Genomic DNA, 13,473 nt, shown 5'->3' on the forward strand with positions numbered 1-13,473 from the left:
CATAATGAGCAGGCCGACCTCACCTCCCGCACCGGCGCCCGGCTGCGCGACATGCTGGGCGAGGCCATCCGCGCCCACCCCGTCTTCACCGCCGCCGCCCAGCCCCGGCGCATCTCCCCGCTCCTCGTCAGCCGCACGCAGCAAGGCGGCACCTATGGCCTGCATGTCGACAATCCGTTCATGGGAACGGGTGAGGCACGCCTTCGGACAGACCTGTCCTTCACGCTCTTCCTGTCAGACCCGGGCAGCTATGAAGGCGGCGAACTGGAGATCAACCATGCCGGGATGACGCATCACACCAAGGCACAGGCGGGTGACCTTGTTCTCTATCCCTCGACCAGCCTGCACCAGGTTTGCCAGGTCACGTCCGGCCAGCGGATCGTCTGCGTCGGCTGGGTCGAGAGCAGTATCCGCGATGCGGCCGCCCGCGAAATCCTGTTCGATCTTGAAAACCTGCGCGCCACGCTCAGCGAAACGCATGATGTGCGCTCGCCGGAATACCTCACCCTGTCGAAATCCATTGCCAACCTGATCCGCCTCTGGGGCGAGGCCTAAAGCGCGAAATGCTTCGACAGTTTCAGGCCCTGCCCCTGATAGTTCGATCCCTTGCCGCCATAGAGGCCTGAAGGCTTGGCCGCCATGGGCTCATAGATCAGCTTGGCCACCGGCTGGCCATGTTCCAGGATGAAGGGCACGTCGCGCGAGCGCACTTCCAGAACGGCGCGGCTGCCGCCCTTGTTCACACCGAAGCCCGGATCGAAGAAACCCGCATAGTGCGCCCGGAACTCGCCCAGTTCAGGGGCGATCGGCGCCATTTCAGCGGCTTCGTGTGCGGCCACTTTCACCGTCTCGCGGCTGACAAGGATGTAGAAATCCTCAGGGTTCAGCACGATGCGACCGTGGCGCGGGAAGACGGGCTCCCAGAACTGGGCTGCCTCATGGGCGCCGATGCCGCGCAGGTCCACGACGCCGGAATGCTGCTTGGCGCGATACCCCGCCGGCTGTCCTTCGGGCGGCTCCAGGTCGATGGAAACAACTTTTTCCTTCAGCGCGTCCGGTCGCTTGCGCTTGAACCGCACCTGCGCCAGCCGGTCGCCGGGGCGCACCATGATCGGGAAGGTGCGCGGTGAGACTTCAAGATAAAGCGGCCCGGAATAGCCGGTCGGCACGTCGTCAAACGCCTTCGACCGGTTGGTCACCAGCCGCGTGAACACGTCGATCCGCCCTGTCGAACTTTTCGGGTTCGCCCGCGCCGATATGCCGGCCGGCAGGCGCAACGATTCCTGCAGCGGCACGAGATAGACACAGCCCGTTTCCAGCACGGCGCCCTTGTCGGTCAGGTCGATGCGGTGCATGTGCACGCCCGGTTCCTGCAGCATCTCGGCCACGGACCGGTCCTTGCCCGGCAGGAAGCTTGCGCGCAGGCGATAGGCATCCTGGGCAAGTCGCAGGTCGAGGCTTGCCGGCTGGACCTGTCCGGTCTCCAGCGGCAAGTCGCTGCGGATCGCGCCTTCGGCCACCAGCGCTTCGATTTCATGGTCGGGCAAAACGCCCGTTTCCTGCACCATCTCTTGCACCCCTTGTGCTCTCAGGCATAAGACCCAATGCAGGAAAGACAAGGACTATAACAGCATGTCGAACGGGTCAGACAGATCGGGCAAAGCCAGCTGGAAGCCAGCCACCAAAGCGGTGCGCGGCGGCCTGATGCGTTCCGAACATGGCGAGATCTCCGAGGCGCTCTACCTGACGTCCGGCTATGCCTATGACAGCGCCGAACAGGCCATGGCCCGCATGAAGGGCGACGAGCCGGGATTCGTCTATTCCCGCTATGGCAGCCCGACCTGCGAAATGCTGCAACAACGCCTCGCCCTGATCGAAGGCGCAGAGACCTGCCGCGTCACGGGCAGCGGCATGGGCGCCATTTCCTCGGCGATTCTCGCGCCCCTGAAATCAGGCGACCGCGTCGTGGCCGCGACGGCCCTGTTCGGCTCGTGCCGCTGGATCATCGCCAACCAGATGCCCAAATACGGCATCGAGACCGTCTTCGTGGACGGCGCAGACCTGGACGCCTGGGAGCGGGAAATCGCCAAGGGCTGCCAGCTGGTCCTGATCGAAAGCCCGGCCAACCCGCTGCTCGACGGTGTCGATATCGCGGCAGTGGCGAAGCTGTGCAAGGCGGCCGGCGCGCTGCTCGTGGTCGACAATGTGTTCGCGACCCCGATCCTGCAGCGCCCATTGGAACTTGGCGCGGATGTCGTCGTCTATTCCGCCACCAAGCACATGGACGGCCAGGGCCGCGTCATGCTCGGCGCGATCCTCTGCGATTCCGCCTACATGGAAGAAGTGTACGATCCGTACTTGCGTCATATCGGCCCTGCTGCGGCACCCTTCAACGCCTGGGTCGTGCTGAAGGGCCTCGAAACCCTCAAACTGCGCGTCGATGCCCAGAGCGCCACCGCGGCGCGCCTCGCCGACGCCATTGCGGCCCATCCGAATGCCGCCGCCGTGCGCTACCCCTACCGCAAGGACCACCCGCATTACGAGGTCCACAAACGCCAGATGTCAGGCGGCGGCACCATGATCGCGCTGTCGGTCAAGGGCGGGCAGAATGCGGCCTTCAAGTTCCTGAATTCGCTGGAACTTGTCGATATCTGCAACAATCTCGGCGACACCAAGTCCCTCGCCTGCCACCCGTCCACCACGACCCACCGCGCGCTGACCGATGAAGAGCAGGCCGCCATGGGCCTCGACCGCAGCTGGATACGTTTTTCGGTCGGTCTGGAGGACGCCGACGATCTGGAATTCGATGTTCTTCGCGCCCTTAACAGTGTGTGAACGATTTCAGATCAATTTCACGCAATGGCTCGTCGACACGCTCCCCCGCTCTACGAAGAAATCACGCAAGGTGTCCGTATCCGCGTGCGCCCGAAATTCATGCATGACGAATCCGAGCCATCGCGCGGCCGCTTCATGTGGTCCTATACGGTCGACGTCGAGAATGAGAGCGATCAGACCTGGACCATCATGCGCCGCCACTGGCGCATCGTGGATGCCCAGGGCCGCATGCAGGCCGTCGATGGCGAAGGCGTCATCGGCCAGACACCCACCCTGATGCCGGGCGAGCGTTTCAGCTATACGTCAGGCGCCCCGCTGGCCGCCCCGTCAGGCATGATGAGCGGCACCTACGAGCTGCGGGACGAAAGCGGTTTCGAGATCGTTGCGACCATCCCGGTCTTCTCGCTCGACAGTCCCTACGACACGTCGCTGCCCAGCTAGGGCTGCGCAGGCACGGGCTCGGCCGGCAGGACGTCACCCATGTCTATGACGCGGAAGTGCCGGGCCATCATCTCAGGTGAAAAGACAAACGCCAGCTCATCGGGTTTTAGCAGGCCTTGCCATTCGGCGAGCTGTTCGGGGCCCGCCTCGGCAAACAGCACGTTCGCGCCGGCCTGGTCACCGACATAGGCACCATAGGTCTGCAACGCCCGGGCGATGATCTTGCCTGAAGGCGAAAGACCGGACGATTCGATGTTGAAGTCGGGGTCAAGCTGGAGGCGTGCACCAAGCGGCAGGCCGGTCTCGCTCGGCGCCATGCCTGTGTACTGCAGCCGCGCGGTACTCGCCGGCCGCACAAACTCGCCAGACCGTATGCTGGGGCTGGCCAGCATCAGGGCATGCGGGATTCGCCCTGTCTTGATCTCATCCAACCGGATCAGCCCTGCCGATAGCGGAAAACCGGACGGCAGCGCGCTGGCGGCCTCATTCGGCTGCTCAACCTCGTTCCAGGGCGCAGACACGCCAGAACCACGCAGACTGGTGACCACACCGAACCCGGTCATCCAGACCCCGTTCGCGTTCTTGTTCGCCTGGTTCAGGTCCCATTCAAGCGCACGGTTCTTGTCGACAATGGCGATATATCCCGCACTGGGATTCAGGCGCGCCATGTCATCCGGTATCGGAATGGCGCGCGGCCACTCAAACCCGCGCCCGTACACACCGGTATAATGGTCATAGACTTCCCTGGTCGGCGTCTCGGCCATGTCGATATAATAGACGGGCACCGACCATTGATCGATATTGATGAAAAGGGCGCCTTCACTGATGAAACTCGCGATCAGCGCGTCAGACTCCTCATCGGCCACGGCATTGGCCGGGATCGGCGTGTTCCACGGGCTGTCCGCTGCGAACGGGCGCCAGGCCTGTAACTGCACATCCTCCCCGGACGGGACAGGGTGAGGGGGCGATTTGGAACACGCAACCACCGCAAGGGCCAGACCGCCAATTGCCAGACTCCGGATCAGGGACGACATTCCGCACTTCCTTTCACGCCAGGTTTAACAAATTCCGGCTTTCAGCAATCGCGACCACCCTGTCTGGGGTGTCGTCTCAGCTTTTACCAACATTCTGCAGCCTTGTAACCCGGCCTATTTGTTCGGGTTGATCAGGTATTTCTCGCCGGTTGCGCGTCGGTTGTAAGCCTCGATGACAGGAAGCTGCAAAGCCTCGGCCAGCGAGATTTCGGACGTGTAGTGGCTCGCAAACGTGGTCTTCAGTTCGGCGCCAACGCGGGCGCGCAGCTTGGCCCGGCCTTCCGCGCCCACCTTTTGCAGGAACGGTGTCAGCAGGAAGCCGCCGACGCCCCATGCCATGCCGACACCCGGTGGCAGCGTGGTCGGGCTCATGTCCAGCCGGCCATAGATATAGACCTGCTTGTGCGTGGCCGAGCCATAGCGGCTGTATTCCTTGGCGTTCAGGTTGGCTGCCGCCTCCATCGCTACGAGGATCTGTCCTGCAAGCGGTCCGCCGCCAATGGCGTCGAAGCCGAGCGTTGCGCCCGTTGCGGCCAGCGCGGCGATCAGGTCGTCCATGAAACCGAGTGACGTGGAATTGACAATATGCTTTGCGCCAATGTCCCGCAGGATCTTTTCCTGGGCATCCGAGCGCACCACGTTCACCAAGTCGATGCCATCGGCAATGCAGATCTTGTTGAGCATCTGGCCAAGGTTCGAGGCGGCCGCCGTGTGCAGCAGGGCCGTGTGGCCTTCCATGCGCATGACTTCCGTCATCGCCAGCGAGGTCAGCGGGTTGACGAAGCAGGACGCGCCATCCCGCGCTGTCGCACCGTCCGGCAGCGCCATGCACTGGGCCACGTTGAGCAGGCGATATTGCGAGTACATTTCGCCGCCAAGGCCGGCCACCGTCTTGCCCAGCAGGGCCTGCGCCGCAGGCGACGCCCCCGCCGCAACCACCGTGCCTGCGCCTTCGTTGCCCACCGGCATTGACTGGTCGATGCGCGGCGCCATGGCGCGCATGCCGGCCGCCGGCACTTTTGCGGTCACGACGGGACGCTCGGCGGTGCCGGAAGCCTTCGCGCTACCCATGTCGGCAGCGCCGAGCAGGAGGCCAAGGTCGGACGGGTTGATCGGCGTGGCTTCGACGCGGACGATGACTTCATCCGGGCCGGGTGCCGGAACATCCACCTCGACGAGGGACAGTTCCAGCTCGCCGCCGGACTTTACGTGTGATCTCAGTTGCAGGCCCTTGGCCGGAACGCTGGACGCCATCTTGTCTCTCCCTTGCGCATTTTCAGATGTGGATTTTCCACATGCTTACACATTGCGGGAGGCCGCGTCCAAGTCTTGTAATTTATCGCATCACACCCTAGGCGCGCCGGATGACGCAGGGTCACCCTCCCGGCACCTAGTGTTTCGGCTTGTATCGCTTGGACGGGCGCTGCTGCGCGGCCTTGTCGGCATAGGGGTTCTTGCCCTGGCGTACGAACAGCCGGATCGGCACGCCGTTCATGTCGAACGCCTCACGCACCCCGTTCACGAGATAGCGCTTGTACTGGTCCGGCATCTGGTCACCGCGCGAGGCAATCAGCACGAAGGTGGGCGGCCGCGCCTTCATCTGTGCCATGTAGCGCGGCTTGATACGCTTGCCGTGAACGGACGGTGGCGGATGGCGCTCGACCGTGTGGCGCAGCCAACGGTTCAGGTCGCCTGTCTTCACGCGCGCAGTCCAGTTGGAATAGACATCGATAACGGCCGGCATCAGCTTTTCGATATTCCGCCCCGTCAGCCCGGACAGGAAAACGATGGGAGCGCCGCCGGCGTTCGGCATCAGGCGGTTGGACAGGTCGCGGATATGCTTGGCGGCCGCGTCAGGGTCCTTCACGAGGTCCCACTTGGAAATCACAAGGACGATGCCCCGGCCCTCGCGCAGGGCAAGGTCGGCAATCTGTAGATCCTGCTTTTCCATGGCCTCATCGGCATCCATGACCAGCGCAATAATGTCCGCATATTTCAGGGAACGGATGGTTTCGCCAGTCGACATGCGCTCCAGCTTTTCCTGCACGCGTGACTTGCGGCGCAGGCCAGCGGTATCGACCAGCCGGATGCGGCGGCCCTGCCATTCCCAGTCGATGGAAATCGAATCCCGCGTAATGCCCGCTTCAGGCCCGGTCAGCAGGCGGTCTGATTGCAGAAGCTGGTTGATCAGCGTCGACTTGCCTGCATTGGGACGGCCCACGATGGCGAGCTTGATCGGCTTGTCGGGACGCACCGGTTCCTGCTCGACATCGACATCGGCTTCCTCGATGGCGGCGACAAGGTCCTCGTCCGACAGCGTCTGGTCATCAATGTCGATATGCGCCAGCTTGTCGAGAATGTCTTCGCCGCCGAAATGCGTATAGTCCGGCTCGGCTTCTTCAAGCGCCTTTTCGAAGGCATCCTCGCCCAGCGCCTGGCGGATCGCGTCGTACAGTTCGGCCATGCCTTCGCCATGCTCGGCGGACAGGCCCACAGGCTCGCCAAAGCCAAGTTCCCACGCTTCGTTCAGGCCGTCGCGTCCCGCCTTGCCTTCGGCCTTGTTCGCGGCCAGCACGACCGGGATGTTCGCCTTGCGCAGCAGCGCGGCAAAGCTCTGGTCCTCGATCGTCACGCCGACGCGCGCATCAATCAGGAACAGCGCGACCTCTGCCTCGGCAATCGCCGCTTCGGTCTGCTCGCGCATGCGCGACTGCAGGCTGCCATCGTGGACGTTCTCATAGCCGGCCGTGTCGATCAGGATCAGCGGCAGCGAGGCGAGACGGCCCTCTGCCTGCTTGCGGTCTCGCGTCACGCCCGGCTGGTCATCGACCAGCGCGATCTTCTTGCCGGCAAGCCGGTTGAACAGTGTCGACTTTCCGACGTTCGGACGTCCGAGAATAGCGAGTTTAAGCGGCATAAGCCTGCCCGTTCATGCGGTTAACGGGCGGGCTTTTGGGCCGTGCGCCCTAGTGGATGGCGATCAGCTTGGCCTCATCAGTGAGGACAAGCAGTTTGTCCTGTACGGCGATCGGTTCGAGATAAGTGGTCGACCCCAGCTTTACAGAGCCGGTCTGCTGCCCGGTTTGCGGCGAAAAGGCAAGTAGTTCACCTGTAGAAGACGCAATCAGGATCCGCCCTGAGGCGACAACCGGCCCGGAATAGCTGATCTGGTTTTTCTTCTTCTTCTCGTTCTTGAACTTCGGCAGGGTCGTCACCCAATAGGCCTCGCCCGTCGCCGGGTCGACGGCCGACAGCGTGTCATCGACACCGAGAATGAACATGAACTGGCCTGCCAGGGCGGGCGCCTGCGTCGAGCCGGTCGCGATGGCCCAGATACGCGTCCCGCTGCGTCCATCAATGGCCACGGTCACGCCCGACTGGCTGGACGCGAACACGAGGCCGCCCGACAGGATGGGACGCGAGCCAATGTCGTTGATTTCGGAGATCGGCGTGAACCGTCCGGCCTGCGAGATCGCATCCGTCCAGAGGCGGCGGCCGTTGGAGGCAAGGTAAGCGATGATCTCGCCTGAGGAAAACGGCGCGATGACGAAGTCTTCCACGGCCGCAGGGCTTGAACTGCCGAGCACGCGGGCCGATTCAGAAATCGCTTGGTCGCTCCACTCGGTCTCGCCGGTCGCCAGCGACATGGCGAAAATCTCGTTATTGTTCGATGCGACGAAAATGCGGCCATCCTTGATGGTCGGTGCGCCGGTCATCGGCCCGCCCATTTCCTGCTTCCATTTCTCGGCCCCGTTGCTTGCGTCGAGCGCTGCAACAAAGCCGAACCCGCTGGCCACGATCAGCGTGTCGCCTGCAACGGCTAGACCGCCACCGAGGGCGCTCTTGTCGCGCTTGGTCGTGCCTTTCAGGCTTTTCTTCCACTGCGTCCGGCCCGTGTTCAGGTCGGTCGCGTAAATTGTCTGGTCTGCGTCCAGCGTATAGACGGTCGTCTCGCTGGTGACAGGCGGCGTCGTGATGGCCGATTTCCGATCGGACCCCTTGCCAACATTGGTGCGCCAGGCGACCGTCAGCTGCGGCGCCGCCGTCACGTGGCCGACAACCTTTGCAGCCGTGGCGCCTGACTGGCTCCAGGCCTGAACCGTTTCAGGCTCCGGCAGCACGATTTCCACGGCCGCGAGTTCCGGGTTCGGCTTGATCGCCTCGTCGGCCAGCACCATGGTGATCCGGCCCGCTTTGTCCTCGGCTTCCTGTTCCTTGGCCTTGCTGTTGCCAAAGCTCGGCAGGCTGTTGCACGCCGAAAGGCCCAGCGCAGAACCTATGACGATTGCGGCGGCGAGATTACGCGTTTTGCTCATTGGCCAGTCTCCTCGGACTCTGCAGGGGCGGGCGCGGGAGCCGGCGCTTCGGATTCGGTTTCAGGTGTTTCGGTGCCGGTATCGATATCGGTATCGACTGCCGCGTCGGTCGTATCAGCCACCGGAATGGCCGCCAGGGCCAGCTCGGCGCGCCGCTTGACGCCCGCTGGCGCGGCCGCGTCAAAGCGCAGACGGTTGAATTCCGTGCGCGCGCGAGCCGTGTCCCCCGTGGCAAAGGCCTTTGCCGCAATCAGTTCGCGGGCGAGCGAACCCAGCGCGCCTTCATCATCGACAAGGCTGCCCAACGTGGCTTCCAGTTCGGTCATGGATTGGGCGTCAGCCTTGAAATAGGCCTTCTTCAGCAAGGCAACCCGCTCATACGGGCCGCCTTCGACGCCCCCGATGGCGGCCAGCGCTTCAGCGGCGCCTTCCGCGTCTCCGCCGCCCTCATAGCGCACCTGCGCAAGGTAATTTGCTGCCAGCGGGGCCAGTTTGCTGCCGCCATTGGCGAGGTCAGCAAAGGCAGTCTCGGCCGCCGCATAGGAGCCATTGTGCAGCTCCGACAGGGCTGTTTCGAGCGCCAGCGCCCGCTCGGCACGGGCGGCTTCGGCCCGCGGGACGATGACGAATTCATTCACCGCAACGGCGCCAACAACCAGCGCAAGGGCGCCATAGACGAAGACCTGGTAGCGCTTCCACCAGGTCTCCATCTTGTCCTGTCGAAGGCTTTCGTCGACTTCTTCGAAAATATCGCTCAATTCAGTCGCTCCAGTGGCTTTGGTGACTCGGTCAGGAACCTAGACGGGCGTTGTCCGCGCTGCAACGTGTCAGCGCCGTTCAGGCTCAGGTTTTCGCAGGGCATAGGTCTCGGCGGCGGCCGGGAACTGGCGCGAGCGGACATCTTCGGCATAGGCGGCCGTCGCTTCACTGATACTGGTGCTGAGATCGGCATAGCGGCGCACGAATTTCGGCGTCCAGTCGAACAGGCCCAGCATGTCATGCGTCACGAGGATCTGGCCGTCACAGGCAGCGGATGCGCCGATTCCTATGGTCGGGCAGCCCACCTCGGCCGTAATCTCGGCTGCAAGGTCCTCGGCCACACCTTCAATGACAATGGCGAAGGCCCCGGCCTCATCCGCCGCGCGGGCCTCGGCGATCACGCGGTCGCGCTCGCCGGTCGTGCGGCCCTTGGCCCGGAAACCGCCATCGACATTGATCGCCTGCGGGCGCAGGCCGATATGGCCCATGACCGGAACGCCGCGTTCCACAAGGTGGGCGATCTGGCCCGCCGCATAGGTGCCGCTCTCGATCTTGATCGCCTGGCAGCCAGTTTCCTTCATGATGCGCGCGGCATTCAGGAAGGCGGAATCATTGTTTGTCTCATAGGAACCGAACGGCATGTCGACCACGACAAAGGCCTGTTCCGAACCGCGCATGACCGCCTGGCCGTGCAGGATCATCATCTCCATCGTCACGCCGACGGTCGATGGCAGCCCATGGACAACCATGCCGAGGCTGTCGCCCACCAGCAGCACATCGCAATGCGGGTCCAGCAGGCGCGCGGTTGGCGCGTCATAGGCGGTCAGGCAGACAAGCGGGGTCTTGCCCTTGGCGGCGGCAATATCCTTGACGGTCTTGCGGCGGGTCTCTGTTTGCTTCGACATGGGCCGCGACTTAACCTGACCACGCCGCGACGGCAAGCAGGCTCACGCTTTCCGGGGTTCCGGGCCAAACCGGTTGGTGCGGGTGGTGCCCGGCTGGCAGGCCAGGTAGATATTGTAGATCGGGATCAGGACCATCAGGCCGCTCTGGTCAATATCGTGCATCCGCCGGATGCTGATACCGATGCCCGGCACCAGCAGGGCTACGCTCACCAGCAGCCCGACCAGGCTGAAAATCGCGCCCAGGTACGGGATCATCGACAGGATATTGAACCCCAGGGCGATCAACACGGCAATCGAGACATAGTGCCAGAAATCCCGCCGGCTGGTCCGGCCTTCGAAGTCTGCATACTGCTTCATCACCGTGTCCACGAACACGGTCAGCGCGTGGTTGAAGTCATAAGTCATGTGAAGGTCACTCCCTGGAACGCCTGTGCGCTGGACCGGCAATCACTCTTGGCAGCAATAGGTTTGCGGATCGTTGCAGCCGCTTGCCCTACATGACCGCCACGCCGAACAGGATCGGATGCAGCCACAACAGGATGGCCACATACAGGCCCAGCCCCACCACAACCGCGCCGATATCGGATATCACAGATATCCTGGCGTCCGGGCCGGGGCCATTGTCGCCGCGCTTCTTCACCGCAATCCGGTCGATCACGGCATAGGCAAGGAAGCTGCCGAACAGGATGACCGAATTGATTTCACCATTCGCCAGCAGATGCCCGAAGGCCCACAGCTTCACTGCGACCAGCATCGGGTGCTTCACAGCCTTCTTGATGGCCCCCGTCGGCAGTTGCGACGCCACCAGCAGGATCAGCGCCGGCAGCATCAGCGCCAGGTTCACATGCCGGCCCCAACTCGGCGCGACATACAGGATGCCCGCATCGCGCGTTGCGATGAAGCCCCAGCAGATCAGGACAAATCCGGCGAGCGAGACAAGGCTGTAAAGCCCCATATACGGCCCGTAGCCCAGCTTCGTCTTGATATCCCTGCCCGCCTCCCGCGACCGGAAGGTGGTAAACAGGTGGGCCCCGAAAAAGATCACGAGACCGAGGATCAGATAAAGCATGGACGTGCCCTCCCAAGGCTTTTGCCAAGCCTAGTCTGATCCGTCGCCATGGGGAAGCCGTTCGCGTCGAAACACCTTGATCTGCCCCTCCTTTGACGTAGGCTGCCTCCGGGGCCCGCTATCGGGCGTGGGAGGAACATAATGACACTATCCGTAATCAGCGCCGGTTTCGGGCGCACAGGCACAATGTCGCTGAAACTGGCACTCGAACAGCTCGGCCTGGGGCCATGCCATCACATGATTGAAGTGATCGGGAATGGTGCCGTTCAGGTACCGCTCTGGAATGACGCGCTGGCCGGCAAACCGGATTTCTGCGCAATCTATGACGGCTACAATTCTGCCGTGGACTGGCCGTCAGCCGCCTTCTGGAAAGAACTGGCAGAAGCTTACCCTGACGCGAAGATCATCCTCTCGACCCGATCGGCCGAAAGCTGGTATGACAGCATCTCCGAAACCATCCTCGCAACCGTGTGGGCGCCTGAGAAATGGCCGCCGCAGGCGGTCGACTGGTTCCGTATGGTGACCAAAGTGCTGGAACGCAGCTTTGGCGAAGCGAAGGACAAGGATGCCATCATCGCCGCCTTTCACGCGCACGAAGCGGCGGTAAAGGCCGCCATCCCGGCAGAACGCCTGCTGGTCCATTCGGCGAAAGATGGCTGGGAACCGCTCTGCGCCTTCCTCGGCGTGCCCGTTCCGCAGACGCCCTATCCGCGCACCAACAGCAAGGAAGAATTCTTCGAACACATGAAGAAGGCTGACGATCTGTAAAGGCTTTCCCGGCCCTAATAACTCTTCGGCAGGCCCAGCACGCGTTCGGCGATGAAGTTGAGGATCATCTCCCGGCTGACCGGAGCAATCCGTGCCAGCATGGCTTCGCGCATCATTCGCTCGACATGGTATTCCTTGGCATATCCCATGCCGCCATGCGTCAGCACGGCTGTTTCGCATGCCGTGAAGCCAGCCTCCGTACCAAGATATTTCGCCGCATTCGCCTCGGCGCCGCACTCCTGGCCAGCATCGAACAGGGACGCCGCCTTGTACGCCATCAGTTCCGCCGCCGACAGTTCCGCCCAGCTGCGCGCCAGCGGATGCTGGATGCCCTGGTTCTGGCCAATGGGCCGGCCGAAGACGACGCGTTCCTGAGCATAGCGCGCAGCCCGCTCCAGCGCAGCAAAGCCGAGGCCCACACTCTCCACGGCGAACAGCACACGTTCCGGGTTCAGGCCCTGCAGCAGGTATTTGAAACCTGCGCCTTCCTCACCGATCAGGTGTTCCTTGGGCACTTCCAGCCCGTCAATGAACAGCGTGTTGCACTCGACCGCCTTGCGGCCCATTTTCGGGATCGGGTTGGCCTCGATCCTGTCCCGGTTGAGATCAGTATAGAATAGCGACAGGCCGAGATGCGGCTTGGCGCACTGGTCCTTCGGCGTCGTGCGCGCGATGATCAGGATCTTGTCGGCCCGCTGCGCGCCCGTCGTCCATATCTTGCGGCCATTGATGACATAGCCATTGTTCGTCCGCTCGGCCTTGGTTTCCAGCGAAGACGTATCGAGGCCCGAATTCGGCTCGGTCACGGCAAAGCACATCTTCTCCTGGCCCGAGATGATCTTGGGCAGGTTTTCCTGCTTCTGTTCCTCGGTGCCGAATTTCTCCAGCGGCTTCGGCCCGAAAATATTGAGGTGGATTGCCGACGCGCCGGAATAGCCTGCACCGGAGCGCGTCACCGTCTGCATCATCAGAGCGGCTTCCGTCAGGCCGAGGCCCGAACCGCCATACTCTTCCGGAAACGCAATGCCCAGCCAGCCGCCCTTGGCCATCGCGTCGCAAAAGGCTTCGGGCCAGTCGCCGGTCTCGTCCGTCTTGCCCCAGTAGTCGTCGTCGAACGGTGCAATCGTCTTGGCGACAGCGTCCTTGATGGCCATCTGGTCTTCGCTCATCGGGGCAATCTGGTGCATGTGTTTCCTCCTGCGTGGATGGAGACTTAGGCGCGCCAGGCCCGCACGTCCAGCGAGGCCCCGGCGTCAGGCCGTCGCAGCGGCAAACCGGGCCGGGCTGAACGCCTCGGCAAGCGCGCTGGTTTTCCCGTCCAGTATCATGTCCGCCATGATCTGCGC

At 63.0% G+C, this 13,473-nt stretch carries 14 protein-coding genes; 4 read left to right on the top strand and 10 right to left on the bottom strand.

Going from position 1 to position 13,473, the window contains the following annotated elements; genetic code table 11:
* Positions 1-555 (top strand): Fe2+-dependent dioxygenase (locus VR74_RS03055; protein ID WP_045694323.1); only part of this gene is annotated, 555 nt, incomplete at its 5' end.
* Here VR74_RS03055 and VR74_RS03060 read toward each other — a convergent pair.
* Complete coding sequence (locus VR74_RS03060; protein ID WP_045694325.1) at positions 552-1,568, bottom strand: 2'-deoxycytidine 5'-triphosphate deaminase; 1,017 nt, start codon at positions 1,566-1,568, stop codon at positions 552-554. The genes VR74_RS03055 and VR74_RS03060 overlap by 4 nt on opposite strands.
* A 64-nt stretch (positions 1,569-1,632) precedes the next feature.
* Between VR74_RS03060 and metZ the strand changes: the two genes are divergently transcribed.
* Both metZ and apaG read left to right on the top strand, forming a co-directional pair.
* On the top strand, positions 1,633-2,835 hold the full coding sequence (gene metZ / locus VR74_RS03065) for an O-succinylhomoserine sulfhydrylase (RefSeq protein WP_045694326.1): 1,203 nt from the start codon (positions 1,633-1,635) through the stop codon (positions 2,833-2,835).
* Between the two features lie 24 nt (positions 2,836-2,859).
* Positions 2,860-3,276 (top strand): Co2+/Mg2+ efflux protein ApaG, encoded by a 417-nt coding sequence (apaG, locus tag VR74_RS03070; RefSeq protein ID WP_045694328.1) that lies wholly within the window; start codon positions 2,860-2,862, stop codon positions 3,274-3,276.
* On the opposite strand, the gene VR74_RS03075 is transcribed toward apaG, so the two are convergent.
* The 8 genes from VR74_RS03075 to VR74_RS03110 all read right to left on the bottom strand — a co-directional run bounded on the left by VR74_RS03075 (position 3,273) and on the right by VR74_RS03110 (position 11,359).
* Positions 3,273-4,310, bottom strand: coding sequence for a hypothetical protein (locus VR74_RS03075; protein WP_045694329.1), 1,038 nt, complete (start codon positions 4,308-4,310; stop codon positions 3,273-3,275). The genes apaG and VR74_RS03075 overlap by 4 nt on opposite strands.
* A 114-nt stretch (positions 4,311-4,424) precedes the next feature.
* Positions 4,425-5,564, bottom strand: coding sequence for a zinc-binding dehydrogenase (locus VR74_RS03080; RefSeq protein ID WP_045694331.1), 1,140 nt, complete (start codon positions 5,562-5,564; stop codon positions 4,425-4,427).
* A 136-nt stretch (positions 5,565-5,700) separates the two neighbouring features.
* The gene (gene der / locus VR74_RS03085; protein WP_045694333.1) at positions 5,701-7,227 is read right to left on the bottom strand and encodes a ribosome biogenesis GTPase Der; all 1,527 of its coding nucleotides are present in this window, start codon (positions 7,225-7,227) and stop codon (positions 5,701-5,703) included.
* Positions 7,228-7,276: 49 nt separating this feature from the next.
* Entirely contained in the window at positions 7,277-8,626 is a 1,350-nt protein-coding gene (locus VR74_RS03090) for a PQQ-like beta-propeller repeat protein (protein ID WP_045694335.1), read from the bottom strand.
* A complete protein-coding gene (locus VR74_RS03095; protein WP_299949454.1) occupies positions 8,623-9,384 on the bottom strand; it encodes a hypothetical protein in 762 nt (253 codons plus the stop codon). Before VR74_RS03095 ends, VR74_RS03090 begins: the two co-directional genes overlap by 4 nt.
* 69 nt (positions 9,385-9,453) lie before the next feature.
* Entirely contained in the window at positions 9,454-10,290 is an 837-nt protein-coding gene (gene panB, locus VR74_RS03100; protein WP_045694336.1) for a 3-methyl-2-oxobutanoate hydroxymethyltransferase, read from the bottom strand.
* 42 nt (positions 10,291-10,332) lie between these two features.
* Entirely contained in the window at positions 10,333-10,695 is a 363-nt protein-coding gene (locus VR74_RS03105; protein ID WP_045694338.1) for a DUF805 domain-containing protein, read from the bottom strand.
* A gap of 88 nt (positions 10,696-10,783) precedes the next feature.
* Positions 10,784-11,359: an NnrU family protein gene (locus tag VR74_RS03110; RefSeq protein WP_045694339.1), complete on the bottom strand. Its 576-nt coding sequence runs from the start codon at positions 11,357-11,359 to the stop codon at positions 10,784-10,786.
* Positions 11,360-11,500: 141 nt separating this feature from the next.
* Here VR74_RS03110 and VR74_RS03115 point away from each other — a divergent pair, with 141 nt between their 5' ends.
* The gene (locus tag VR74_RS03115; RefSeq protein ID WP_045694341.1) at positions 11,501-12,127 is read left to right on the top strand and encodes a sulfotransferase family protein; all 627 of its coding nucleotides are present in this window, start codon (positions 11,501-11,503) and stop codon (positions 12,125-12,127) included.
* 14 nt (positions 12,128-12,141) lie between these two features.
* Here VR74_RS03115 and VR74_RS03120 read toward each other — a convergent pair whose 3' ends face one another.
* A complete protein-coding gene (locus tag VR74_RS03120) occupies positions 12,142-13,296 on the bottom strand; it encodes an acyl-CoA dehydrogenase family protein (RefSeq protein WP_045694344.1) in 1,155 nt (384 codons plus the stop codon).
* Positions 13,297-13,473: the final 177 nt, after the last annotated feature.

Source organism: Hyphomonas sp. BRH_c22, from assembly GCF_000961795.1.
Classification (GTDB): domain Bacteria; phylum Pseudomonadota; class Alphaproteobacteria; order Caulobacterales; family Hyphomonadaceae; genus Hyphomonas.

Bases quoted from the DNA above. Each gene is read 5' to 3' on its own strand.
- VR74_RS03110 (WP_045694339.1), bottom strand. From the start codon at position 11,359: ATGCTTTATCTGATCCTCGGTCTCGTGATCTTTTTCGGGGCCCACCTG.
- metZ (WP_045694326.1), top strand. From the start codon at position 1,633: ATGTCGAACGGGTCAGACAGATCGGGCAAAGCCAGCTGGAAGCCAGCC.
- der (WP_045694333.1), bottom strand. From the start codon at position 7,227: ATGCCGCTTAAACTCGCTATTCTCGGACGTCCGAACGTCGGAAAGTCG.
- panB (WP_045694336.1), bottom strand. From the start codon at position 10,290: ATGTCGAAGCAAACAGAGACCCGCCGCAAGACCGTCAAGGATATTGCC.
- apaG (WP_045694328.1), top strand. From the start codon at position 2,860: ATGGCTCGTCGACACGCTCCCCCGCTCTACGAAGAAATCACGCAAGGT.
- VR74_RS03075 (WP_045694329.1), bottom strand. From the start codon at position 4,310: ATGTCGTCCCTGATCCGGAGTCTGGCAATTGGCGGTCTGGCCCTTGCG.
- VR74_RS03105 (WP_045694338.1), bottom strand. From the start codon at position 10,695: ATGACTTATGACTTCAACCACGCGCTGACCGTGTTCGTGGACACGGTG.
- VR74_RS03080 (WP_045694331.1), bottom strand. From the start codon at position 5,564: ATGGCGTCCAGCGTTCCGGCCAAGGGCCTGCAACTGAGATCACACGTA.
- VR74_RS03060 (WP_045694325.1), bottom strand. From the start codon at position 1,568: ATGGTGCAGGAAACGGGCGTTTTGCCCGACCATGAAATCGAAGCGCTG.
- VR74_RS03120 (WP_045694344.1), bottom strand. From the start codon at position 13,296: ATGAGCGAAGACCAGATGGCCATCAAGGACGCTGTCGCCAAGACGATT.
- VR74_RS03090 (WP_045694335.1), bottom strand. From the start codon at position 8,626: ATGAGCAAAACGCGTAATCTCGCCGCCGCAATCGTCATAGGTTCTGCG.
- VR74_RS03115 (WP_045694341.1), top strand. From the start codon at position 11,501: ATGACACTATCCGTAATCAGCGCCGGTTTCGGGCGCACAGGCACAATG.